This is a genomic window from Microtetraspora niveoalba (assembly GCF_001570405.1).
GTDB lineage: Bacteria > Actinomycetota > Actinomycetes > Streptosporangiales > Streptosporangiaceae > Microtetraspora > Microtetraspora niveoalba.
The window spans coordinates 175556-199892 of record NZ_BBYM01000006.1 but is presented as its reverse complement, the minus strand read 5'-3'; the positions used below and the strand labels follow the sequence as shown (position 1 = coordinate 199892).

The following is a 24337-nucleotide window of genomic DNA, read 5'->3' as shown; positions in this document are numbered from 1 at the left end:
TCAGTTGCCTTCCGTGTGGAGCCCGGAGCCGCCGAGCAGCGCGGGCAGCTCCTTCTTGATCACCTTGCCGGACCGGTTCCGGGGCAGGTCGTCGACGACGATCACCCGCTCGGGCAGCTCGTGCCCGGCCACCCGGTCCCTCAGGAACTCGCGCACCTCGGCCGCCGACATCCCCCCGGACCTGGGCACGATCGCGGCGGCGAGCGCGGTCCCGAGCACCGGGTGCGGCACGCCGAAGACCGCCGCCTCCGCGACCCCCGGATGCTCGTACAGCGCCGCCTCCACCTGGAGCGTGGAGACCTTGAAGGCGCCGGTCTTGACCACGTCGCTCTCCCTGTCGACCAGGTAGAGGTAGCCGTCGGCGTCGACGCGGCCGAGGTCGCCCATCCGCACCCAGCCGTTCCGGAACGCCTGCGCGCTCGCGGCGGCGTCGCCGTAGTAGGAGCGGGGGGCGGTGGGCGACCGCATCCAGATCTCGCCGACCTCCCCTGGCGGCAGCGGGTTCCCCGCATCGTCGGTGACGCGCAGCGCGCCGCCGAACGCGGGCCGTCCGAGCGCGGCCGGCCGCTCCCGGTCGTAGATCATGATGGTCTGGGCCGGGGCGGCCTCGGTGGACGTGTAGTAGTTCGTCAACGTCGCGTTGGGAAAGGCCGCGGCCAGCCGCTCCGAGAGCGCGGGCGGCAGCGCGGCGGCGGCGGAGCCGAGCAGCAGCACGCCCGACATGTCGTGCCGCTCGTGCAGCCCGGCGTTGAGCAGCTCGATCGCCATGGACGGCACCATGAACACGGTGCCCGGCCGGTACGTCTCGATCAGCCGGGCGAACCGGCCCGGCGTGAACCTCGCGGGGGTGAGCACGGCGGGCCGCGCGTCCAGGGCGTTCAGCAGCATGGTCTGGCCGGCGTTGGTCCCGATCGGGAAGGCGTGCAGCAGGTGCCGCGAGTGCGCGAACCTGCGCCGCTTCGGCTGGGTGACGCATCCGTACGCCAGGTTGGCGTGGGAGGCGCCGACCCCCTTGGGCCGCCCGGTGGTGCCCGACGTGTAGAGGATCTGGGCCAGGTCGCCCGGCCGGACCGGCGGCTCGGCGGTCCCCGCCGCCGCACCGGCCGCCGGGCCCGTCTCCAGGTCGGCGGGGGCGGCCGTCCAGCGGCCGTCGCCCGGCGCGGCGAGGTCGCGTCCGTGCAGCACCGCGGACGCGGCGCAGTGGTCGAGCATGTAGCGCGTCTCGGCGGGCGCGAGCCGGTCCGACAGCGGCACGGCCACCGCGCCCGCCTTGAGCACCCCGCAGAAGGCCACGGCGAAGTCGATCCAGTCGCGGCTGCCGAAGAGGAGCCCGACCCGGTCGCCGGGCGCGACGCCGCGCCGGGTCAGCCCGTACGCGACGAGGGTGGAGCGGCGCTCCCACTCGTCGAACGTCATCGAGCCGTGGCCGTCGACGGTCATCGCCACGGCGTCCGGTTCCTGCCCGGCGCGTACGCGCAGCAGGCCGGGAACGGTGTGCGCGGTCGCGCCCGTCATGCGGGGACCTCCTCGGCGTCGTGCGCGCCGCCGGAACCGGACCCGGCGGGATCGGGGGCGGGCGCAGTGGCGGTGCCGCGCCGGGCGCGGTCGCCGAGCGCCTGGAAGCCGACCAGGTCGTCCGGCAGGGCGTCGGGGACCTCGGCGTCGAACCGCCGCAGCACCCGGGTCCGCATGGCGACCAGCGCGATCAGGCCGATGGCCAGGCCGAAGCAGGCGTACATGAAGCCGATTCCGCGTCCCGCGCCGGTGCCGAGCACCAGGCCGGCCGTGCCCGCGAGCGGCCCGTCCGGGGCGAGCAGCGGCTCGAACACCGAGGCGCCGTACGGCGCGACCAGGCCGAACCCGATCGGCAGCGTGGACCAGGCGACCAGTGTGTTGAGCGCGATGACCCGGCCGTGGAAGCGCTGCGGCACCTTGACCTGGATGATCGTGGCGTAGACGCCGTTCAGCAGGGTCAGCGACAGCGACATCCCGAACGCTCCGGCCGCGATCGTCACCAGGTCCGCGCGCAGCCCGGTCAGCAGGCAGAACACCGCGAGCGCGAGCGTCGCCAGGAGCACGCCGTGCAGCCGGCGCCGGCGGGGGCCGCCCCACACGGTCATCGCCAGGCCGCCGAGGAAGACGCCGAGGCCGCCGGCGAACGACACCCGGCCCACGTCGGCCAGCGACGCGAACGACAACACGAGCGGCGAGATCATCAGGAACAGCGGGGACAGGAAGACGTTCAGCACCGCGAAGTAGACGAGCATCGCGCGGAAGCCCCGGTTGCCCCAGGAGTGCCGGATGCCGCCCGCCATCTCGGCCAGCACACTCTCCCGGCGCCGCCACGCCATCGACGACGGGAACCGGACGAGGAGGACGGTCAGCGTGGCCAGCGCGTAGCTGGCGACGTCGATCGCGAGGATGCCCTCCAGCCCGATCGCCGACATCAGGCCGACGGCGATCAGCGGGACGACCAGTTGCGCGGTTCCGGTGACCATCTGGACGACGCCGTTGGCGTGCCCGAGGAACCGTTTCGGCACGAGTTGCGGGATGGCCGAGCCGTACGCCAGGCGCTGGAAGGTGAGCGCGACGGAGAGGCCGACCAGCAGGGGGTAGACGTGCCAGACCTGGAGGTTGCCGGTCCAGAGCAGGATCCCCAGCACCAGTTGGGTGCCGCCCGCCCCCACGTCGCCGGCGAGCATGACCTTCCTGCGGTCGTACCGGTCCACGATGGCCCCGGCGAGCGGCGCGGCCAGCATCCCGGGCACCAGGCCGAGCACGGCGAAGAGCGCGAACCGGGCGAGCGACCCGGTGGTGAGATAGATCCAGATGGGGATGGCGAACTCGGTCAGCGCGGAACCGGTGATCGAGACGAGCTGTCCCGCCGCGACCAGGAGGAAGCGCCGCATACTGGGCCGCGGCCCCCGCCGCCGCGCCGCCCCCCGGTCACCGGCCGGATCACCCGGCCCGGCCGCTTCGGCCGCTTCTGCGGCGCCGGACGGGGCCGCCGGCTCCGCCGGTTCGCGGGACACGCCCTCAAGCCACCACGTCCGGTCGTCGTCGCCGTCCGGTGACCGCTCCAGCACGGCGGTGCGGCCCGAGGCGATGGCCTCGTGGGTGCCGGTGACGATCTCGGCCAGTTCGGCGGCGCGGTACCGCATGAAGAAGTGCCCGGCCTCGTCGATCACCGCGCAGGCGGCCGTGCCGGTGATCCGGTGCCACTCGCGGTAGCGCTCCTGGTAGAACTCGGCCGCCGGGTCCCGCTCCCCGACCACCGAGACGATCGGCGCGCCCAGCCGGCCGCCCTCCTCCTCGAAGAGCCGGGTGAAGTACCGCTCGGCTTCGCGGGTGCCCTGGCGGCGGTTCTCCACGATCAGCCGGATCTGGTCGCGGCCGAGGTCCTCGACGTCGAGCCCGGCCGCGGTGAGGGCGTTGACCCTGCCCTGGTCGCTGGTCATCCGGTCCATCAGCGCGCCGAGCCAGCCGAGCCCCCTGCCGGGGCGGGCGAAGGGGAAGATGCCGCCCAGGTAGACGGCCTCCACCGGGCGCCCGTCCGCCTCCAGCCGCCGGGCGATCTCGGTGACGAGCATGACGCCGAGCCCGCAGTGCCCGTAGAGGACGAGCGGCCCCGGGTCGCGGTCCGTGATCTCGGCGATCTCGGCCACGCAGTCGCGGACGACCTCGTCGAACGGCCGGGCCTCCTCGCCCAGCTCGTGGCCGGGCACCGCGACGGAGTACAGCGCCCAGTCGGCGGGCAGGGCGTCGGCGAGCGGCTGGTAGACCACCGCGCTGCCCCCGCCGTACGGCACGCAGACGAGCGTGGACGTGGCCTTCCGCGCCGGGGTGAGCCGGTGGAGCAGCGCGCGGGGGCCGGAGTCCCCGGTTTCGAGGAGCAGCGCCAGCGCGCGGACCGTCCGGTGCTTGAACAGGTCGAGGACCGTGACCGTCCGCTCCGGGTACGCCCTGCGCAGCCGGGCGACCACCCGCATGGCCAGCAGCGAGTGGCCGCCGAGCGCGAAGAAGTCGTCGAGGGCGCCCACCCGCTCCAGGTCGAGCACCTCGGCCCAGACGCCGGCGACCGCCTCCTCGGCGGGGGTCGCCGGGGCGGCGAACGCGGCGGCCGGGACCTCCGCGCGGATCTCGGGGAGCCGCGCGCGGTCGACCTTGCCGTGGGATTTGAGCGGCAGCTCGTCCAGCCACGCGTATCCGGCCGGGATCATGTACGCGGGCAGCCGGTCGGCCAGCCAGGCGTGCAGCTCCGCCGCGCCGGGCCTCCCGGGGGCGTCGGCGCCGGCCGGACCGGCGGCGGAACCGCCGGGACCGGCGGCGGGGTGGCCGACGAGGTAGGCGACGAGCCGCTCCCCGCGTGCTTCGACGACCGCCCGGGCCACGTCCCGGTGCTCCGTGAGCACCGACTCCACCTCGCCCAGCTCGACCCGGTAGCCGCGGATCTTCACCTGGAGGTCGCGGCGGCCGAGGAACTCCAGCTCCCCGGAGGGCAGCCACCTGCCGAGGTCGCCGGTCCGGTACATGCGCGCCCCTGGCGGGCCGTACGGGTCGGGGACGAAACGGTCGGCGGTGAGGCCGGGCCGGCCGAGGTAGCCACGCGCCAGGCGTTCCCCGCCGAGGTGGATCTCGCCGGGGACGCCGACCGGGACGGGGCGCAGCCGCTCGTCGAGCACGTGGACGCTCGCCCCGGGGAGCGGCGACCCGATCGGCAGGCTGGCCGTCCCGCCGCCCGCGCGTCCGTCCACGCGTCCGGTCTGGGGCCGTGGCGCCGGGTGGACCGGCGCGGCGACCTCGTGGGTGGTCACGCCGACGGTCGCCTCGGTGGGGCCGTAGTGGTTGACCACCCGGCACCTGCCCAGGGCGGCCAGCTCGGCGGCCCAGCCGCGCGGCGCGGCCTCCCCGCCGAGGAGGAGCAGCTTGCGGGGCAGCAGGTCGGCGGGGTCGGCGTCGGCGAGCAGGGCGGCCAGATGCGACGGGGTGATCTTGAGGTAGTCGATCGGGACCCGGCGGAACGCGTCGGCCAGCTCGGGGCCGGCCGTGCGGGACGGGACGAGGTGCAGCGTGCCGCCGGTCATCAGGCACAGGTAGAACACCGTCACGCCGAAGTCGAAGGCGAGCGACTGCAGCAGGGCGAACGACGAGCCCGGCTCGACGCCGAGCCGTTCCCGGACGCCCGCGATGTAGACGAGGACCTCGTGGTGCTGGACCCCGACCCCCTTGGGCCGGCCGGTGGTGCCGGAGGTGTAGATCACGTACGCGAGGTCGCCGGGAGCGCCCCGGACGGCGGCCGCGTCGTTTCCCTCGACCCCCTCCCCGGCCCCCTCCCCGGCGTCGCCGCCGGTCCCGTCGGCGGCGACGAGGACGGGGGTCACGCCGGCCGGAAGCCGGTCGCGGAGGTCGCCGCCGGTCACCACGATCCGGGCGCCGGCGTCGCCCAGCACGTACGCGAGCCGGTCGGCCGGGTGCTCGGGGTCGAGCGGCAGGTAGGCCGCGCCCGACTTGAGCACGCCGAGGACGGCGACCGCGAGACCGGCGGACTGCTCCAGGCAGATGCCGACCCGGTCGTCCGGCCCCACGCCGAGCCCGCGCAGGCGGCGGGCGAGCCGCTCGGCCCGCCGGTCCAGCTCGGCGTACGTGAGGGAGGCGTCCCCGGAGACGACGGCCGTGGCGGAGGGGGTGCGCGCGGCCTGCGCGGCGATCACCTCGTGCAGCAGCGTTCCGTCCGGCGTGCGGGGCTCCGGCGCGGGCGGGGCCGCGCCGAAGGCCAGCACCCGGCGGAGCTCCTCCGGCGGGACCATCTCCAGCTCGGACGTCCGCGCGCCGGGGTCGGCGACGATCGACCGGAGCAGCCGCTCGAAGCAGGCGGCCGTCCTCCGGATGGTCTCGGGCGTGAACAGCTCGGTCCGGTACGTGAGGTTGCCGCGCAGCCCGTCCCCGGTGTCCATGAGGTAGAGGGCGAGGTCGAACCGGCTCGCGGACACCTCGATCGGGTACGCCGACATGGCGAGGCCCTGGGTCCGCAGCGGCGCCGACCGGTAGTTCTGCAGCGCGAACATCACCTGGAACACCGGCGACCTGCTGACGTCGCGCTCGACGCCGAGCTCGCCGACGAGCCGGTCGAAGGGCAGCTCCTGGTGCGCGTAGGCGTCGAGGGCGGTCTCCCGTACGCGGGCGAGCAGCTCGGTGAACGCCGGGTCGCCGGACAGGTCGGCCCGCATCGGCAGCGAGTTGACGAAGAGGCCGACCACGCGTTCCAGCTCGGGCAGCTCGCGCCCGGACACGGGGGATCCGACCGCGAAGTCGTGCTGGCCGGAGAGGCGGGAGAGCAGCACCTGGAACGCGGCGAGCAGCGTCATGTACGGCGTGGCGCCGTGCGCGCGGCCCAGCTCGGCGAGCGCGTCGCAGAGCTCGCGGTCCAGTTCGAGGCCGTGCGCGGCGCCGTCCCAGCCCTGTTCGGGCGGGCGCGGCAGGTCGGTGGGCAACTCCAGCGGCGGCAGCCCGGCCAGCCGGTCCCGCCAGTAGCGGATGTCGTCGTCGTGGGCGCGGCCCCGCTCCCACGACGCGTAGTCGCCGTACTGGAGCGGCGGGGGCGCCAGCCCGGCGTCCGTTCCGGTCCGGTACGCCTTGTGCAGGGCGAGGAGCTCCTCCATCACGATGTCGCAGGACCAGCCGTCGGTGACGGCGTGGTGCATCGTGAGCAGCAGCGCGTGCTCGGCCGGGCCGAGCCGGACGAGGAGGGCGCGCAGCAGGGGGCCGGTCTCCAGGTCGAAGGGCCGGTCCAGCTCCTCGCGCACCGCGGCGGCGTCGTCCGACAGCCGCAGCTCGACGGCCGGTTCCGCGTCGACGACGATCTCGGGGGTGCCGTCGTCGGTGGTGACGAACCTCGTCCGGAGGCTCTCGTGGCGGCGGGCGACCTCGATGAGGGCCCGGTCGAGGGCGTCCTCGTCGATCTCGCCCGCCAGCCGCACGGCGAACGCGACGGTGTACGCGGTGGTGCCGGGGGCGTACTGCTCCAGGAACCAGAGGCGTTCCTGGGCGTGGGAGAGCGGCGGGCGGGTTCCGGCCGGGCGCGGCGGCACCGTCACGGCGGCGGCCCCCGCCGCGTTGAGCCGCTGCGCGAGCAGCGCCCGCTTCGCCGGTGAGAGGGCGGTCCGCGTCATGGTGCCGCCGCCTCGGCGGGTTCCAGCGTTCTTGGCATGACATTCCCCTTGCGACCGGATCCGTCGGCGGGCCGCGAGGACGCCGCGAAGCGGGCCGGCGGTGAGACCGGCGCCGCCGGGTCGGCGTTCGCGCGCGGTGGTTCGGGTGGAGTCGTCATGGCGGCCGGGCGGCGGTGCCGCACCGGCGGGAGCCATGGTGATGCGGCCGGCGCCGGGATCGGCGGGGCACGGAGGTCGCTGCCGCTCGCGTTCGGTTCCCGGGCTGCCGGCAATTCGAGTGGGAACGCTCCCACGGCAGTGGAGGCTAGAGATTACGCCTTTGATTCGTCAAGTGTCATGCATGTTTCAGACCGTTATAGATGCCTTAATACGAAAAGTGCAGACATTTCCGCACTTCACGGTGCGGGATTCCTGAATGGCCGCCACCCGACCCGACCGCGGGGATTGACAGCGATCTCCGGCGAATCTACCCTCCGGTGGGAGCGCTCCCAAGCGTGTGCGGCCCGTGCGGGCCCCTGCCCGGTTGAGCGCCGTCTTCGATCGCCGACGCCCAGGAGCGCACCACCCGTGATCGTCACCGCTGCATCTCCTCAGAGCCTGCGGCCGCCCCCCTCGGATCGGGACCTCCGGTCCCTGCTGCTCATCCGGCACTTCGAGCTGGCGCTGCTCCGGCTGTTCGAGCAGGGGGCCGTCAGCGGCACCACGCACACCTGCCTGGGCCAGGAGTACATCCCCGTCGCGCTGGCTCCGCTGCTCCTCGACGACGACTTCGTGTTCAGCAACCACCGCGGCCACGGGCACTTCCTCGCCCGCCACGCCGAGCCGTACGGACTGCTCGCGGAGATCATGGGGCGCGAGGGCGCGTTGTGCGGCGGGGTCGGCGGCAGCCAGCACGTCTACCACCGGCGTTTCCTGTCCACGGGCGTCCAGGGTGAGAGCCTGCCCGTGGCGACCGGCGTGGCACTGAAGCTCGCCGGCTCCGGCGCGCTCGCCTGCGCGTACGTCGGCGACGGCACCTGGGGCGAGGGCGCCGTGTACGAGGCGCTGAACATGGCCGCGCTGTGGCGGCTCCCCCTCCTCGTCGTGGTCGAGCACAACGGGATCGCGCAGTCGACGCCGACGCCGGCGCAGCTCGCCGGCACGATCGGCGCCCGGGCCGCCGCGTTCGGCGTGCGCCACCACCGGGTGACCTCCACCGACGTGGAGGAGATCCGGTCCGAGCTCGCCCCGCTCGTCGCCGCCGTGCGGTCCGAGCCGTCGCCGCTGGTCGCCGAGTTCGTCACCCACCGCATCGGCCCGCACAGCAAGGGGGACGACACGCGGTCGCCGGAGGAGATCGACCGGGCCCGCCGGTCCGACTGGCACACCCGCTACGCGGCGGCCGACCCCGAGCGGTTCGCCCGGCTCGACCGGGAGCAGCAGGAGTTCGTCGACCGCCTCGTCGCCGAGATCGCCGCGCGCCCGCCCGCGACGCCCCCGGCCCCCTCGGCATCGGCCCCGGCTCCTGAGCCGGCGACGGGGCGGCGGCCGTGACCCGGGTCTCCGAACACCTCAACCAGGCGCTGCACGACCTCATGGAGTCGGACCCCGCCGTGCACCTGCTCGGCGAGGACGTCTCCGACCCGTACGGCGGCGCGTTCAAGATCACCAAAGGGCTGTCCGACCGGTTCGGCTCCCGGGTGCGGTCCACGCCGCTGAGCGAGGGGGCCCTCGCGGGGGTCGGCGCGGGACTGGCCCTCGCCGGGGACAAGGCCGTCGTCGAGATCATGTTCTCCGACTTCGTGGCGCTGGCGTTCGACCAGATCGCGAACTTCGCCGCCAAGTCCACCGCCATGTACGGCAGGCCGGTGCCCGTGCCGCTCATCGTGCGCTGCCCGACCGGCGGCAACCGCGGATACGGCCCGACGCACAGCCAGAGCCTCCAGAAGCACTTCATCGGCGTGCCCGGCCTCTCGCTGTTCGAGATGACGCCGTTCCACGACGCGGGCGGGCTGTTCGCCCGGATGTTCGCGCTGGGCCGCCCGTGCCTGTTCTTCGAGGACAAGGTGCTCTACACCCGGCACATGTACCGGCTGGACGACCTGTTCCGGTTCGAGCTCGCCGGGGACGTCGCGCGGGTCGTCCTCGACGGCGCGGCGGAGCCCGACTGCACGCTCGTCACGCACGGCGGGCTGGTCCACCGGACGCTCGACGCCATGCGGACGCTCCTCCTGGAGGACGAGCTGGTCTGCGAGCTGCTGGTGCCCGCCCAGCTCTATCCGGTCCCGCGCCTGCCGGGCCTGGAGGACGCCCGGCACGTCTGCGTGATCGACGACGGCGGCGAGGGCGGAAGCTGGAGCTCCGAGGTCGCGCGGGTGCTCTATCCGCGCCTGTGGGGCGGGTTGCGCCGCCCGATCACCCTGGTCAACTCGGCGGACGCGGTGATCCCCGCCGCCCCCCATCTCGAACGCGGCGTCCTGGTCCAGGCCGACCGCATCCGCGCCGCCGTACTGGAGGCGGTGTCGTGAGCGAGTTCCGGGTGCCCAAGCTCAACAACAACGACTCGGCGTACGTGCTGGTGGAGTGGCTGGCCGAGGACGGCGCCGCCGTACGGGCGGGGGATCCGCTGGTGACGGTGGAGACGTCCAAGGCGGTCGAGGAGCTGGCCGCCGAGGAGGCGGGCGTCCTGCGGCGGCTGGTCCCGGCGGGAGCCGAGTGCTCCCCGGGACAGGCCATCGCGCGGCTGCTCGCGCCCGGCGAGCAGCCGGCCGGCGCCGCCCCCGAGGTCCGGCCCGCCGAACCCGGCGCGGCGCCGGACACCGCGACGCCCGGCGACGTCGTCATCACCGCTCCCGCCCGGAAGCTGATCGACGAGCTGGGCGTCTCCCCGGACGAGATCCGCGCGCTCGGCAGGAAGGTCGTCAGGCGAGCGGATCTGGAGCACCTCGCCGCCGGGGGCACGCGGGAGGATCCGCCGCCCCGAGGGCCGGCGGATGCCGGGCGGTCGCCCACGCCCGGCCTCCCGGCGACCCCCGGCGGCGAGGACGTACACGGGCCCGGCGGCGCCGGGGCGGGAGAGCTGATCACCCTGTCCCGGGCGCAGCGCAGGACGGCGGAGGTCGTCGAGCGGTCCCGGCGCGAGATCCCGTCGGCCTTCACGCTGATGAACGTCGACGTGACCGACGCGCTGCCGCTCACCCGCGACCTCACCCGGCGGCTCCGGGTGCTCGTCGGGCTGCCGGAGCTGGTCGTCAAGGCCCTCGGAGGGCTGCTCGACGCCTTCCCGCTCTTCTTCGCCACTCCGGCCGGGGACCTGCGCGCCCGGCGCGCGACCGCCGCCGACGTGGGCGTGACGGTCGACGTGGGGCGGGGCCTGTTCGTCCCGGTGGTCCGGGACCCGGGCGGCCGCTCCCTCGCCGAGATCGCCCGCGACCTCACCGGCTTCCGCCGTACGGCGCTGGAGGGGACCTTCCGGGAGAGCGACCTCGACGGCGGCGCGATCACGCTCACCCTGCACACGCGGGACGGCGTCGCCGTGGCGACCCCCATCGTCTTCCCCGGGCAGACGTGCGCGCTGGCGCTCACCGCACCGCGCTCCGAGGTGGTCCAGGACGGCGCCGGCTTCGCCGTTCGGAAGATCTGCGGCCTGGGACTTTCCTACGACCATCGTTTCGTCAACGGGCGCGAGGCCGCGGAATTCCTCGGCGCCATCCGGGCGGCGCTGGAAAGCCCCGGACATTTCATCCCTTGACCTTTCACCCCCGACCTTTCCCTCGGACCTTCCCCTCGGACCTTTCACGACGTGAGAATGGGACCTTCCTGATGAATTCACCGGTGAGATTCCCCTCGGACTTCGTCTGGGGCGCCGCCACCGCCGCGTACCAGATCGAGGGGGCCACCCGCGAGGACGGCCGCGGCGTGTCCGTCTGGGACACCTTCAGCGCGGTGCCGGGCAACGTGCGCGACGGCGACACCGGGGAGACGGCGGCCGACCACTACCACCGGTACGCCGAGGACCTCGACCTGATGGCCGGGCTCGGCCTGCAGAGCTACCGGTTCTCCATCGCGTGGCCGCGCGTCCAGCCGACCGGCTCGGGAGCGCCCAACCAGAAGGGCCTGGACTTCTACCGGCGGCTGGTCGACGGGCTGGCGGAGCGCGGCATCCGGCCGATGGCCACCCTGTTCCACTGGGACCTGCCGCAGGAGCTCCAGGACCGCGGCGGCTGGGAGAACAGGGACACGGCCGAGCGCTTCGCGGACTACGCCGAGATCGTGTTCGACGCCCTGCCCATCGCGGACTGGCTGACCGTCAACGAGCCGAAGACCGTCGTGGACTGCGGCTACAGGGAGGGCATCCACGCCCCCGGCGTGAAGGACGACGCGCGGGCCTTCGTCGCGCTGCACCACCTGCTGCTCGGCCACGGGCTCGCCGCGCGGCGGCTGCACGCCGGGCATCCGGGGCGGCGCGTCGGCCCGGCGCTCAACCTGCACCCGACCTATCCGGCCGACGAGAGCCCGGAGGCGCTGGCCGCGGCACGGCACCGGGACGGCCTGGAGAACCGCCTCTACCTCGACCCGATCCTCAAGGGGAGCTACCCCGAGGACACGATGGCCTGGATCGCGGAGCGCGGCCCGATGCGCGACCACATCCGCGACGGCGACCTCGCCGTGATCGGCGAGCCGATCGACCTGCTCGGCGTGCAGTACTACACGCCGATCTTCGTGGACGGCGCGGGCGAGCGGGTCTTCACGAACCCCAGGGCGCAGGCCGAGTGGCTGGAGATCTACCCCGAGGGCTTGCACGACGTCCTGGTCCGGCTCACGCGGGAGTACGACGGCGTGCCGCTGGTGATCACCGAGAACGGCCTGGCCACCGTGGACGCCCCGGACGCCGGCGGCCGGGTGCGCGACGAGGAGCGCATCGCCTACCTGCGCGGCCACCTGACCGCGATGCACCGCGCCATGGCGGAGGGCGCCCGCGTGGAGGCGTACCACGTGTGGTCGCTGCTGGACAACTACGAGTGGGCCGAGGGGTACGGCCAGCGGTTCGGCATCGTGCACGTCGACTACGCGACCCAGCGGCGCACCCCCAAGGACAGCGCCCTCTGGTACCGCGACGTGATCGAGTCCGGCCAGGTGCGCTGACGATCGGCGGCCTTCCGCGACGATCGGGGTCGCTTACGCTGAAATGACCGTTCCCCCCGCGAAAGGACATCCCCCGTGGCCCAGTACGACATCACCGGCGGCGGCTACCACGCCGAGATCAGCCCACGGGGCGCCGCCCTGCGGGTGCTCCGGCACGGCGGCCGCGACCTGGTGACGAGCTGGCCGGAGGACGGACCCATCCCCTTCTACAGCGGCACGATCCTCGCCCCGTGGCCCAACCGCGTCGCGGGCGCCGCGTACGAGTTCGAGGGCGAGCGGCACGAGCTGCCCGTCAACGAGCCCGACCGGGGGAACGCCCTGCACGGGCTCGTCGCCGACGCCGTGTGGACGGTCGCCGAGCTGCTGCGGGCCGAGGACGACCACGGTTTCGTCCGGCTGACGCACACCGTCGAGCCGACGCCCGGCTATCCGTTCCGCCTCGCCCTCCAGGTGCGCCACGCCGTGTCCGCCGACGGGCTGGTCACCACCCTCACCGCCGAGAACGTCGGCGAGACGGCCGCGCCGTACGGGTGCGGCCCGCACCCGTGGCTGCTGGCCGGGCCGGACGTCGAGGCGTACGAGCTGGACCTGCCGGCCGGGCGGGTGCTGCTGACCGACGACCTGCTCCGCCCGCGCGAGGTGGTGGACGTCTCGGGCACGCCGTACGACTTCCGGCGGCCGCGGGCGCTCGGCGCGACGGCGATCGACCACGCCTTCACCGGCCTGACGGCGGGCGCGGTGCGGCTGCGCGGGCCGGAGGGCGGGGTCGAGATCGCGTGGGACCCCGCGGCGCTGCCCTGGGTGCAGGTCTGCACCGGCACGGGCCTGGGCCACCGGGGGGTGGCCGTCGAGCCGATGACCTGCCCGCCCGACGCCTTCAACTCGGGCGCCGACCTCGTCGTGCTCAAGCCCGGGGACGCGCACGAGGTCTCCTGGACGATCTCCGCCCGCTGACCTCGATCAGGGAACGCGCGAATGGACAGCAGGACGAAGCGGCGGCTCTCCCCGGCCCAGCTCGACGCCCTGGCGCTCGACGCGCTCGGCGCGGGTGTCGTGTCCGCGCGGGAGCTGCCCGACGGGTTCGCCAACGCCGTGTGGCGGCTCAGGCTGGAGGACGGGCGCGAGGTGATCCTCAAGGTCGGCCCTCCCCCCGGCCTGGAGCTGCTGACGTACGAGCGCGACCTGCTGCGGACCGAGGCCATGGTCTACCACCTGGCCACGGCGGCGGGGCTGCCGCTCCCTGCGCTGCTGCACGCGGGCTACGACGATCCGCTGGTCGGCGGCGACTACCTGATCCTGTCGGCGCTCGACGGCGTGCCGTGGAACCGCGCCGCGCTCACGCCCGAGCAGGACGGCGGCCTCAGGTTCCAGCTCGGCCGCCATCTCGCCCTGCTGCACACGATCCCCGGGGACGGCGTCTTCGGCTACCCGTACGCGGGGCTGACGGGGCGGAGCTGGCGTGAGGCGTTCCTCGTCATGGCGGGGGCGATCCTCGACGACGCGGTGCGCTACGCGACGCCGCTGCCGGCCCCGCCGCTGGAGATCGCGGGCCTGTTCCACGGCACCGCGTACGCGCTGGACCGGGTGACGCGCCCGGCGCTCGTCCACTTCGACGTGTGGCCGGGCAACGTCTTCCTGTCCGGCCTGGGGAGCGACGCTCCCGGCGGCGGCGCGGGCGGGATGCCGCGGATCCAGGCGCTCATCGACCACGAGAGGGCGTTCTGGGGCGACCCGCTGGCCGACTTCGTCACGCCGACCCTCTTCGGCGAGCTGCGGGACGGCGATCCGCTGATCGCCGGCTACCGGGACGCGGGCGGGGTCGTGGCGGCGGACCCGGAGGCGCGGATCCGCGACGCCCTCTACCGGGCCTACCTGTACCTGATCATGCTGGCGGAGAACGGACCCCGGCAGTATCCGGAGGAGTCCTACGCCCCGGTGCGGGCCCGGACGACGGAGTGCCTCGCCCTCGCCCTCGACGTCCTGCGCGGCGTCGTGCGCGGCGGGACGGGCGCCCCGTGACCCCGCCGTCGCGCCGGTCCGCGACGCGATCTCACTCCGTGGACGCGGCGGCGAGATTAATCGACAGGGTGCAATAGCCTGGTATGTCGTGAGCGCAATCAATCTCGATTCATGGCGTGACCTGCCCGCCGCCCAGCAGCCCGACTGGCCCGACCGCGGCGAACTCGACAAGGTCGTGTCCGAGCTTCAGGGGCTTCCGCCGCTGGTGTTCGCCGGAGAGTGCGACCAGCTTAAGGCGAGCCTCGCCGCCGTGGCGCGGGGCGAGGCATTCGTACTGCAGGGCGGGGACTGCGCGGAGACCTTCTCCGGGGCCACCGCCGACAACGTCCGCAACAAGCTCAAGACGCTGCTGCAGATGGCGATCGTGCTCACGTACGCCGCGAAGGTGCCGGTCGTCAAGATCGGCCGTCTGGCCGGGCAGTTCGCGAAGCCGCGTTCCAAGGGCACCGAGGTGCGCGACGGGCTGGAGCTGCCCGCCTACCGGGGCGACATGGTCAACGGCTTCGAGTTCACGGCCGAGGCCCGCACCCCCGACCCGGGTCGTCTGCTGCGCGCCTACCACTCCTCGGCCGTCACGCTGAACCTGGCCCGCGCGTTCGCCAAGGGCGGCTACGCCGACCTGCGCCAGGTGCACGCCTGGAACCAGGACTTCGTGGCCGAGTCCCCGGCCGGGCGGCGGTACGAGCAGCTCGCCCGCGAGATCGACCACGCCCTCGCGTTCATGCGGGCCTGCGGCCCCGAGCCCGCCGAGTTCCACACCGTCGACTTCTACTCCTCGCACGAGGCGCTGATCCTGGACTACGACCGCGCGCTCACGAGGGTCGACTCCCGGACCGGCCTGCCGTACGACGTGTCGGCGCACATGGTGTGGATCGGCGAGCGCACCCGGCAACTCGACGGCGCGCACGTCGAGTTCTTCAGCAAGATCCAGAACCCGATCGGGGTGAAGCTCGGGCCGACGACGACGCCCGACGAGGCGCTCACGCTGATCGAGAAGCTCAACCCGGCCAACGAGCCGGGACGGCTGACCTTCATCAGCCGGATGGGCGCGGGCAAGGTCCGCGACGCGCTGCCGACGCTCGTGGAGAAGGTCACCGCCAGCGGCGCGTCGGTGGCGTGGCTGTGCGACCCGATGCACGGCAACACCTTCGAGGCCCCGAGCGGCCACAAGACCCGCCACCTGGACGACGTGCTCGACGAGGTGGCCGGTTTCTTCGAGGTGCACCGGGCGCTGGGCACCCACCCGGGCGGCATCCACATCGAGTTCACGGGCGACGACGTGACCGAGTGCGTGGGCGGCGGCCACCCGATAGTGGAGGAGGACCTGGCGCTGCGCTACGAGACCGCCTGCGACCCGCGGCTCAACCGCGGCCAGTCGCTCGACCTGGCCTTCCGCGTCGCGGAGCTCTACCGCTCGCACTGAGCGACCACGGCTCCGGAAGGGGGAGCTCCACCGCTCGCGCCACCGAGCGGTGCGGAGCCTCACCCGCCGGGGACGGTCAACCGCCGGTTCCGAGCACCGCTCGCGAACCGGCGGCCCTCGCCGGACCGTCGGATCCTCTCCGGCGGGTCGGGACGGCCCGGCCGCCCGCGCGCACGCGGGCGGGGACGGGCCTTACTTCTTCTGCTCCATATCGGCCGCGATCTCGGCGCGGATGGAGTCCATGTCGAGCGCCCTGAGCTGCTTGATCAGATCCTCCAGCGCCTGAGCGGGCAGCGCCCCCGGCTGGGCGAAGACCACGATGCCGTCCCGGATCGCCATGATCGTGGGAATCGCCGTGATGTCGAACCCCTCGGACAGGCCGGGCTGGGCCTCCGTGTCGATCTTTCCGAACGTGATGTCGCCGTGCTGCTCCGACGCCTTCTCGAAGATCGGGGCGAACGAGCGGCAGGGGCCGCACCACGACGCCCAGAAGTCCAGCAGCACGATGCCCTTGTCGGCGATCTCGTTGAAGTTCTTCTCGGTTACCTCGATGGTCGCCACGGCGACTCCTCTCGTCTGGTTCCGCCCGCTTCGGCGGCGTTCCCGGCATAACCACATGCCCACCGCCCAGCATTCCATCCGCTCCCGGCCTCGCCCGCGCCGGGCGCGGGTGCGCGGCCCCTGACCGCGGCTCTCCGAGGGCGGCGAATGTGGGTATCCCTCTCCTATGCCCCCAAGCCTTCTCGACGTCGGGTGGATCACGTGCGCCCGCGTCGGCTGCCCCGGCGCCGCCCATCCGCCGTACGGACGCTGCCTGGCCCACCTGGACCCCGGCGAGCTGGAGTCCGCGCTGCGCGCCCTCTCCCCCGGGCGGGCCCTCGATCTGCGCGGCACCGAGGTGAGCGCCGAGCTGCTCGACCTCGTCCTGGAGGCCGCCGGCCGGACCCTCGGCCGCGCCCGGTTCGACCTGGCCCGCTTCACCGGGCCCGCGCGGTTCGCCGGGGTGGAGTTCCTCGGCGACGCCTCGTTCGACCGGGCCCGGTTCGACGGCCTGGCCTCGTTCTTCGGCGCCCGGTTCACCGGCAACGCCTCCTTCGGCGAGGCGGCGTTCGCCCGCGAGCTGACGATGCACGGCTCCCGGGTGGGCGGCCACGCGTCGTTCGACCGGGCGAGGGTCGGCAGCGACGCGCTGTTCGGCGACGCGTGCCTGGCGTCGGCGTCCTTCGACGGTGCCGAGTTCCGCGGTTTCACCTCGTTCGACGGCACCCGGTTCCACGGAGAGGCGCGGTTTCGCGGCGCCGGGTTCCGCAGGGCCGTCTCCCTGTCCCGGTCGTGGTTCGGGGGCGCCGCCGTGTTCGAGGGCGCACGGTTCGCGGACGGCGCCTTCCTGTCCCCCCGGTCGGTCGCCGGGCGGCTCGCGCTCGCGGGCGCGCGGGCCGGCGGCAGGCTGGAGATCGACGCGTCCGGCTGCCTGGTCGACCTCGGGAACGCGCGGGTCGCGGGACGGCTCGCGCTCCGGCTGGACGACGCCGACGTGGACCTGCGCGGGCTGGTGTCCCGCGGGCAGGCGAGCGTCGTCCGCAGACACGGCCGGGTGCGGGTGCTGTCCCTGGAACGGCTCGACGTCGACCTGCTGTCCCTGACGGGCGCGGACCTGAGCGGATGCCACCTGGCGGGGGTGCCCGACCCGGGGCGGCTGCGGCTCGCCGGCTGCGTGTTCGCGACCACCCCGCGCGGAGTGCAGCTCCGGCTGAGCTGGCCCCCGGTCCGGTGGTGGAGCAGGCGGCAGGTCCTCGCCGACGAGCACGCCTGGCGGTTCGGCCCCGCGCGGCCGGCGGTCGATCCCGGCCGCCTGAAACACCTGTACGCGGGGCTCCGGGTGGACGACGACCGCACCGCGACCGACTTCGCTTTCGGCGCGATGGAGATGCGGCGGATGGCCGCCGCGGGTCCCGCCGCCCGGGCGCTCCTCGGCGCGTACTGGCTGCTGTGCGGGTACGGCCTGCGGACGGGCCGCGCGCTGGCCTGGCTGGTCCTCGTCGCCGCGGTCGCCGCCGGGAGTCTCCTGTGGTCGTCCTCGGCTCCCCAGCACCCGGCTCCCCAGCACGCGGCGCGCCGCCCGGCGCAGGGCCCCGGCGTCCCCGGGCGGAAGGCCGCCCCGGACTCGGCACCGACCCCACCGGATGCCAAGGTGGTCCCGCGACCTCGATCGTCACCGCGCCGGCCCGTCACGCCGGTCAGGGGCATCACCCGAGGTCGGGGATACTGAGGAACATATGCACAAGGATCTCCTGGGTCTTGCCCGTGCGGAACCGGCCGTCCGGCGCCACCTGGCCGTCTGCCTGGCCGCCGCGATCGTCGCCGGCCTGCTCGTGCTCGCACAGGCGGAGCTGCTCGCGGGCGTGCTGTCCGGGCGGTTCGCGGTGGCGGCCCTCCTCCCCCTGGTCCTGGTCGTGCTCGTCCGGGGGGCGCTCGGCCGGCTCCAGGGCGTGTCGGCGGGCCGTACGGCCACGGGCGTCAAGTCCGTCCTGCGCGCCCGGTTGATGAGGCGCTTCCAGGAGTCCGGGCCCGCGGGGCCGCGTTCCGGTGAGCTGGTCACGCTGGTCGGCCGCGGCCTGGACGCGCTCGACCCCTACCTGACCGGCTACCTGCCCGCGGCCGCGGTCGCGGCGGTGGTGCCGATCGCGGTGCTGGTCCGGCTCTTCGTCGCCGACGTCGCGAGCGCCCTGATCGTCCTGTTCACGCTGCCGCTCATCCCGGTCTTCGGCGCGCTGGTCGGCTGGACCACCAAGGCGGTGACCGAGCGGCAGTGGCGGGCGTTGTCCCGGCTCGGCGGCCACTTCCTCGACGTGGTGCGCGGCCTGCCGACACTGCGCGCCTTCGGACGGGCCCGCTACCAGTCCTCGGTGATCCGCGAGGTCGCCGCCGCGCACCGGGCCGCCACGATGCGCACGCTGCGGGTGGCGTTCCTGTCGTCGCTGGTGCTGGAGCTCGCGGCGTCGCTCTCGCTCGCCCTCGTGGCCGTTCCCGTCGGGCTCCGGCTGCTGTCGGGCTCCCTGCACCTCGACACGGCCCTGCTCGTCCTCCTGCTCGCTCCTGAGGCGTACCTGCCGCTGCGCGCGATGGGCACGAAGTTCCACGCGTCGGTCGAGGGCGTGGCCGCCGCCGACGAGGCGTTCGCCCTGCTCGCCCCGGCGTCCCCGGCCTCCTCTGCGGCGGACGCGCGGGCCGGGGACGGCCGGGCGGAGCCAAGCCCCGTGACCGCCGGGACGGCCGCGGCCGCCGGGATCCCGCGCACCGGGCGCCTGCCGGGCGGCCGGGCCCGGGGAGACGGAGCACGGGCAGACGGAGCACGGGCAGACGCGGCACGCACGGACGGAGGGCCGGCCGGGCGGGCGCCGGAGATCCGGCTGGAGCACGTGACCGTCCGCTATCCCGGCCGGGAACAGGCCGCCCTCGACGACGTGTCCCTCGTCGTCGCACCCGGCGAGCGGGTCGCGCTCGTCGGCGAGAGCGGCGGCGGCAAGAGCACGCTGCTGCACCTGCTGCTCGGCTTCGTCACCCCGTCCGAGGGCCGGGTGCTGGTCGACGGCGTCGACCTCGCCACCCTCGACCTGGACGAATGGCGCCGCAGGCTGGCGTTCGTGCCGCAGCGCCCGCACCTGTTCGCCATGTCCGTCGCGGACAACATCGGGCTGGGCGGCGCCGCCTCCCCCGGCCTGGTGCGCGCCGCCGCGGCCTCCGCGCAGGCCGCCGGGTTCGTCGAGGCGCTGCCGGAGGGCTACGACACGGTGCTCGGCGAACGCGGCGTCAACCTGTCGGCGGGGCAGCGCCAGCGGGTCGCCCTGGCCCGGGCGTTCTGCCGTCCGTCGGCGGAGGTCCTGCTGCTCGACGAGCCCACCGCACGCCTGGACGGCCGCAGCGAGGCCGCCGTGGTCGAGGCCACCCGCGCCCTGGCCGAGGGCCGTACGGCGATCGTGGTGGCGCACCGGCCCGCGATGATCGGCCTCGCCGACCGGGTCGTCCGCATCGGGGCCGGCCGGATCGTCCCCGGCCGCCGGGCCGACGCCCTCGCGGCGGAAAGGGGCGACGTCCGATGACCGCCACAGGTGCGAGCGCCACGGGTACGAGCAGCACGGGTACGAGCAGCACGGGGGGCGTCCGGTGGGCCCGCCTGGTCGGAACCCTCCTCGGCCCGGGCATGGCCCGCAGGCTGGTCGTCGCGGCGCTCGCGGGTTCGGCCGCGGACCTCGCCGGGGTGGCGCTGATCGCGTCGGCGGCGTGGCTGATCACGCGGGCCGCCGAGCAGCCGTCGCTGGCCGCGCTGTCGGTCGCGATCGTCGGGGTGCGCGCGTTCGCGACCAGCAAGGGCGTCTTCCGCTACGCGGAGCGGCTCACCGGGCACGACGTCGCGCTGCGGGCGCAGGCCGCCACCCGCGAGCGGCTGTACGAGTCGCTGATCCCCGCCGGTCCGCTGCAGCGGCGCGGGGCCGACCTGCTCAGCCGGATGGTGGACGACACCGAGGCGGTGCAGGACCTGCTGGTCCGCTGCCTGCTGCCCGCCGTCGCCGCCCTGCTCACCGGGGTCGCGGCCGTCGTCATCGGGGCGTTCCTGCTGCCCGTGGCCGCGCTGGTGCTCGCCCTCGGGCTGCTGGTCGCGGGAGTTCTCCTCCCCGCGGGCACGGCCGCCGCCGCCCGCCGCTGGTCGGCGCGCATCGCCCCGGCGCGGGCCGAGCTGGCGGCCCGGGTGGCCGACCTGGTCCACGGCGCGGCCGACCTCGCCGCGTACGGCGCGAAGGAACAGGCGCTCGCGGACGGCATGGCCGCGGACGCCCGCCTCGCCGCGCTGGAACGGGGGCAGTCGAGGATCAACGCGACGGCCCTGGGGCTCGGCGTCCTCGTCCAGGGGGCGACGGTGGCGGCCGTGACGCTGATCGCCCAGGCCACCGGGCTCGGCCAGGTGGCGACCGCCGTCCTCGCCCTGACCGCGCTGGTCTCCTTCGAGCCGGTGTTGCCGCTGGCCGGCGCAGGGGAGCGTTTCGCCGGGGTCGCCTCCGCGCTGGGCAGGCTGGCGGAGATCCAGGCGAGCCCGGTCATGGTGGCCGAGCCGGAGCGTCCCGCGCCGCCGCCGGAGGCTCCGCTGCTCGTGGAGGTGCGGGATCTCGTCGTCCGCCACGGCGACCGCGACCCCGCGCTCGCCGGGGTCGACCTCACGCTCACGCCGGGCCGGAGAGTGGCGGTCGTCGGACCGAGCGGCGCCGGGAAGAGCACGCTGCTGTCCGCGCTGATGCGCACCGCGGACATCGAGTCCGGAGACATCCGGATCAACGGGGTGGACATCCGCTCCTACGCCACCGACGACGTCCGGGCGGCGATGACGGGCCTGACCCAGGACCCGTACGTGTTCCAGGCGTCGTTCCGCGACAACCTGCGGCTGGCGGGGCCGGAGGCGTCCGACGGCGAGCTGGTCGAGGCCGTGCGGCGGGCGCGGCTGGACGCGTGGGCCGACCGGACCGGGTGGGACACGGTGCTCGGCGAGGACGGCCGTACCGTGTCGGGCGGCCAGCTCCAGCGTCTGGCGCTCGCGCGGGCCCTGCTCTACGATCCGCCGGTGCTGCTGCTCGACGAGCCCGCCGAGGCACTGGACGAGGAGACGGCCGACGCGCTGACCGCCGACCTGCTGGACGCGACGCGGGGCCGTACGACCCTGCTCGTCACCCACCGCCTGCGCGGGCTCGAACAGGTCGACGAGATCGTGGTGCTGGAGGAGGGGCGGGTGACCCAGCGCGGCACGCACGCCGAGCTGGTGTCGGCGCCCGGGTACTACCGGGACCTGTGGGAGTCGGAGACCCTGGCCGCGTCGTCCCGCGCCTCCACCGGCTGACCCGGCCGCCCGGGATCGACGCGGCGACCCTGCGACGACGACGTACCCCGCCGAGGGACCGAAGCTTCAGGGTCCGGCGCGGGTCCCGGGCGGGGTACGCGAGTGTGGCGGTGGGGCGGGGTCAGCTCGTGCTGCTGTTCTCGGTCAGGGTGATGGCGGCCGTGGAGGGCTGGCCGTTCCGGGTGTAGGTCAGGGTGATCTTGTCGCCCGGCTGGTGGCGGCGGATGACGCCGACCAGGGTCTCCGCGTCCCCGACGATCGTGTCGTCGATCTTGGTGATCAGGTCCGCCTCCTTGAGGCCGGCCTTGTCGGCGGGGCTGCCCTTGGTGATCGAGGCGACCACCGCGCCGGACGCCTCGCCGGTCGCGTCCGCGACGCTCACGCCGAGCCAGGCGTGGGTCGCCTTGCCCGTCTTGATGAGCTGCTCGGAGACCTGCTTCGCGGTGTTGATCGGGATGGCGAAGCCGACGCCGATGTTGCCGGAGCTGGAGCCCGAGGTGGCGATCGCGGTGTTGATGCCGATCACCTGGCCCGCCGCGTTGACCAGCGCGCCGCCGGAGTTGCCCGGGTTGATCGCCGCGTCGGTCTGGATCATGCCGCCGATGGTCACCTGCTGGGCCGGCTGCTGCTGCTCCTGCCCCCAGGGGAACTGGGGCTGCTGCTCCTGGCCGCCCTCGGTGAGCGTGCGGTCCAGCGCGCTCACGATGCCGGAGGTCACCGAGCCCTCCAGGCCGAGCGGGCTGCCGATCGCGAGGACGGAGTCCCCGACCTGGAGCTTGTCGCTGTCCCCCAGGCTGGCCGGGGTTAGGCCGGAGACGTCCTGCGCCTGGATGACCGCGAGGTCCGTCGCCGGATCGGTGCCCTTGATCGTGGCCGACGCGGTCTTGCCGTCGCTGAACTTGACCGTGACGACCGAGCCCTGCCCGGCCTCGGCGACCACGTGGTTGTTGGTGAGGATCAGCCCGTCGCCGGAGAGGATGACGCCCGATCCCTCACCTCCGCCGGTCCGCGTCCTGACCTTGATCGACACCACCGACGGCTGGATGGCCTTGGCCACCGCCACGATCGTGTTCCCCGAGCTGTTGGACACGGGGAGGACCGGCGAGGACACGACGGTCGCGCCCCCGTTGAAGCTCGTCGCGACGAAGGCCCCCGCGACCCCGCCGCCCAGTGCCACCGCGGCGAGGGCGAGGCCGGCGATCGCCTTCTGGCCGCCGCTCCACCCCCGTTTCACGGGCTCCTGGAACGGGGCCGCGGCGAACGCCGCCGTGTCACCCTGCTGGGGCGCACCGTACTGGCCGTAGGTCCCGTACTGTCCGTGCTGCGGCGGGGTGCTGCCGAACTGGCTCCATCCGTGGCCCGTCGCGCTCTCGTTCTCGGGCGTCCGCTCCTCGGAGCTCATCGTCCTCCCCCTCGTGCCTGCCAGGTCTTCCGGCTCTCCGCCGGTACATGTCAACCATGCCAAACGCGCTGTAAGGCCACGCTAAGCGATCAGTGGAGCCGCCCGACCTCCCCGCCCCGTCCCTGTGGACGGCCGCGGGCCCCGCGCCCTCCCAGCCCTGCCCCGCGCCGCCCGGCCCAACCTGCTCCGCCGGGTTTTCGCACGTGGCGTCCGCCACAGCGCCGGGCCGCGCCGGCCCCGCGCCGCGCGTACGGCTCGCGCGGGGACGGCGCGGCCGGCCACTCCTCGACGGAGGAGAACCCGGGCGTGGCGGTCCGGTCGCGGCTCAGGGGCCGGCGTGCCGTACAGCATGGGGCCCGTACCGACCTGGGCGAATCATCCGGTCGCATGACCGGATGATTCGCCCATCAGTGTCCTCTCCGAGAACGGGGATCAGAAGGCGGGAATGACCGCGCCCTTGTACTTCTCCTCGATGAACTTCTTCACCTCGGGGCTGGTCAGCAGCTTCGAGAGCGTGACGATCCGGGGGTCGCTCTCGTGGCCCTCGGCCACGACCAGGCCGTTGGCGTACGGGTTGCCCTCGGCCTTCTCCAGCACCAGCGCGTCGCTGCTCGGGTTCAGGCTCGCCTCGAGCGCGTAGTTGCCGTTGATGACGGCGGCGTCCACGTCCTCGAGGGAGCGCGGAAGCTGGGCGGCCTCGAGCGGCTGGAACTTGATCTCCTTGGGGTTGCCGGTCACGTCGCGCTCGGTCGCGGCGGTGCCCACGCCGTCCTTGAGGGTGATCACACCGTTGTCGGCGAGCAGCTTGAGCGCGCGGCCGAGGTTGGTCGCGTCGTTCGGCACCGCGACGGTCGCGCCCTGCCCGAGCGAGGCCAGGTCCTTGACCTTCTTGGAGTACAGGCCGAGCGGCTCCAGGTGGACCGAGGTGGCGTACGTCAGCTTGGTGCCCTTGGAGGCGTTGAAGTCGTCGAGGTACGGCTTGTGCTGGAAGTAGTTGGCGCCGAGCTGGCCGTCCTGGAGCTGGAGGTTCGGCTGCACGTAGTCGCTGAACTCGACGATCTCCAGCTTGAGCCCGGCGGCGGGGGCCAGATTGTCCGCGACGTACTTCATGATCTCCGCGTGCGGCACCGGGCTCACGCCGACCTTGAGCGGCTCGCTCGCGGCGGCCGTGCCCGAGGCGGCCGCGTCGGGCGAGGACGGGGACGAGGACGAGGACGAGCCGCAGGCCGCCAGCCCGAGCGACAGCCCGAGGGCGAGCACGAGCCCGAACAACTTGCGCATGGTGTGACCACTCCTTGGTGGGTCGGTGGGTGAGG

The 24337-nt window shown here is 74.2% G+C and carries 15 protein-coding genes; 10 read left to right on the top strand and 5 right to left on the bottom strand.

Features of this window, described 5'->3' with window-relative positions; all coding sequences use genetic code 11:
• Together AWQ70_RS06540 and AWQ70_RS06535 are read right to left on the bottom strand one after the other, a co-directional pair.
• A complete protein-coding gene (locus AWQ70_RS06540) occupies positions 1-1515 on the bottom strand; it encodes a class I adenylate-forming enzyme family protein (RefSeq protein ID WP_067171719.1) in 1515 nt (504 codons plus the stop codon).
• On the bottom strand, positions 1512-7169 hold the full coding sequence (locus AWQ70_RS06535) for a non-ribosomal peptide synthetase/MFS transporter (protein ID WP_084516582.1): 5658 nt from the start codon (positions 7167-7169) through the stop codon (positions 1512-1514). Before AWQ70_RS06535 ends, AWQ70_RS06540 begins: the two co-directional genes overlap by 4 nt.
• A 567-nt stretch (positions 7170-7736) precedes the next feature.
• Here AWQ70_RS06535 and AWQ70_RS06530 point away from each other — a divergent pair.
• From AWQ70_RS06530 to AWQ70_RS06500, 7 genes are all read left to right on the top strand, one after another.
• Entirely contained in the window at positions 7737-8702 is a 966-nt protein-coding gene (locus AWQ70_RS06530; protein ID WP_245646780.1) for a thiamine pyrophosphate-dependent dehydrogenase E1 component subunit alpha, read from the top strand.
• The gene (locus tag AWQ70_RS06525; protein WP_084516580.1) at positions 8699-9676 is read left to right on the top strand and encodes an alpha-ketoacid dehydrogenase subunit beta; all 978 of its coding nucleotides are present in this window, start codon (positions 8699-8701) and stop codon (positions 9674-9676) included. The genes AWQ70_RS06530 and AWQ70_RS06525 overlap by 4 nt, the downstream gene beginning before the upstream one ends.
• Positions 9673-10899: a 2-oxo acid dehydrogenase subunit E2 gene (locus AWQ70_RS06520; protein WP_067171718.1), complete on the top strand. Its 1227-nt coding sequence runs from the start codon at positions 9673-9675 to the stop codon at positions 10897-10899. The genes AWQ70_RS06525 and AWQ70_RS06520 overlap by 4 nt, the downstream gene beginning before the upstream one ends.
• A gap of 83 nt (positions 10900-10982) precedes the next feature.
• A complete protein-coding gene (locus tag AWQ70_RS06515; protein WP_306303393.1) occupies positions 10983-12293 on the top strand; it encodes a GH1 family beta-glucosidase in 1311 nt (436 codons plus the stop codon).
• 75 nt (positions 12294-12368) lie between these two features.
• Complete coding sequence (locus AWQ70_RS06510) at positions 12369-13247, top strand: aldose 1-epimerase family protein (RefSeq protein WP_067171710.1); 879 nt, start codon at positions 12369-12371, stop codon at positions 13245-13247.
• A 21-nt stretch (positions 13248-13268) separates the two neighbouring features.
• Positions 13269-14312: a phosphotransferase family protein gene (locus AWQ70_RS06505; RefSeq protein WP_067171708.1), complete on the top strand. Its 1044-nt coding sequence runs from the start codon at positions 13269-13271 to the stop codon at positions 14310-14312.
• An 88-nt stretch (positions 14313-14400) separates the two neighbouring features.
• Positions 14401-15735 (top strand): class II 3-deoxy-7-phosphoheptulonate synthase, encoded by a 1335-nt coding sequence (locus AWQ70_RS06500; protein ID WP_218004437.1) that lies wholly within the window; start codon positions 14401-14403, stop codon positions 15733-15735.
• 192 nt (positions 15736-15927) lie between these two features.
• On the opposite strand, the gene trxA is transcribed toward AWQ70_RS06500, so the two are convergent.
• Positions 15928-16296 carry a thioredoxin gene (trxA, locus tag AWQ70_RS06495; protein WP_067171704.1) on the bottom strand — a complete coding sequence of 123 codons (369 nt, stop codon included), beginning with the start codon at positions 16294-16296 and terminating at the stop codon, positions 15928-15930.
• Positions 16297-16462: 166 nt separating this feature from the next.
• Here trxA and AWQ70_RS06490 point away from each other — a divergent pair, with 166 nt between their 5' ends.
• Genes AWQ70_RS06490 through cydC form a run of 3 tightly spaced genes read left to right on the top strand, consistent with a single transcriptional unit; the run spans position 16463 to position 21619 of the window.
• Positions 16463-18004 (top strand): pentapeptide repeat-containing protein, encoded by a 1542-nt coding sequence (locus AWQ70_RS06490; protein WP_067171702.1) that lies wholly within the window; start codon positions 16463-16465, stop codon positions 18002-18004.
• A gap of 7 nt (positions 18005-18011) precedes the next feature.
• Positions 18012-19835, top strand: coding sequence for a thiol reductant ABC exporter subunit CydD (gene cydD / locus AWQ70_RS06485; RefSeq protein WP_067171700.1), 1824 nt, complete (start codon positions 18012-18014; stop codon positions 19833-19835).
• Positions 19832-21619, top strand: a complete 1788-nt coding sequence (gene cydC, locus AWQ70_RS06480) for a thiol reductant ABC exporter subunit CydC (protein WP_245646778.1) — start codon at positions 19832-19834, stop codon at positions 21617-21619. Before cydD ends, cydC begins: the two co-directional genes overlap by 4 nt.
• A gap of 121 nt (positions 21620-21740) precedes the next feature.
• Here the strand turns inward: cydC and AWQ70_RS06475 are convergent, their stop codons facing one another.
• Both AWQ70_RS06475 and AWQ70_RS06470 read right to left on the bottom strand, forming a co-directional pair.
• Positions 21741-23021 (bottom strand): S1C family serine protease, encoded by a 1281-nt coding sequence (locus AWQ70_RS06475; RefSeq protein ID WP_067171697.1) that lies wholly within the window; start codon positions 23019-23021, stop codon positions 21741-21743.
• Positions 23022-23453: 432 nt separating this feature from the next.
• Complete coding sequence (locus AWQ70_RS06470) at positions 23454-24302, bottom strand: MetQ/NlpA family ABC transporter substrate-binding protein (RefSeq protein WP_067171696.1); 849 nt, start codon at positions 24300-24302, stop codon at positions 23454-23456.
• Between the last annotated feature and the right edge of the window lie 35 nt (positions 24303-24337).

Coding starts and splice junctions, on each gene's coding strand:
- AWQ70_RS06540 (WP_067171719.1), bottom strand. CDS start 1,515: ATGACGGGCGCGACCGCGCACACCGTTCCCGGCCTGCTGCGCGTACGC.
- AWQ70_RS06535 (WP_084516582.1), bottom strand. CDS start 7,169: ATGACGCGGACCGCCCTCTCACCGGCGAAGCGGGCGCTGCTCGCGCAG.
- AWQ70_RS06505 (WP_067171708.1), top strand. CDS start 13,269: ATGGACAGCAGGACGAAGCGGCGGCTCTCCCCGGCCCAGCTCGACGCC.
- AWQ70_RS06490 (WP_067171702.1), top strand. CDS start 16,463: ATGCCCCCAAGCCTTCTCGACGTCGGGTGGATCACGTGCGCCCGCGTC.
- cydD (WP_067171700.1), top strand. CDS start 18,012: ATGCACAAGGATCTCCTGGGTCTTGCCCGTGCGGAACCGGCCGTCCGG.
- cydC (WP_245646778.1), top strand. CDS start 19,832: ATGACCGCCACAGGTGCGAGCGCCACGGGTACGAGCAGCACGGGTACG.
- AWQ70_RS06475 (WP_067171697.1), bottom strand. CDS start 23,021: ATGAGCTCCGAGGAGCGGACGCCCGAGAACGAGAGCGCGACGGGCCAC.
- AWQ70_RS06470 (WP_067171696.1), bottom strand. CDS start 24,302: ATGCGCAAGTTGTTCGGGCTCGTGCTCGCCCTCGGGCTGTCGCTCGGG.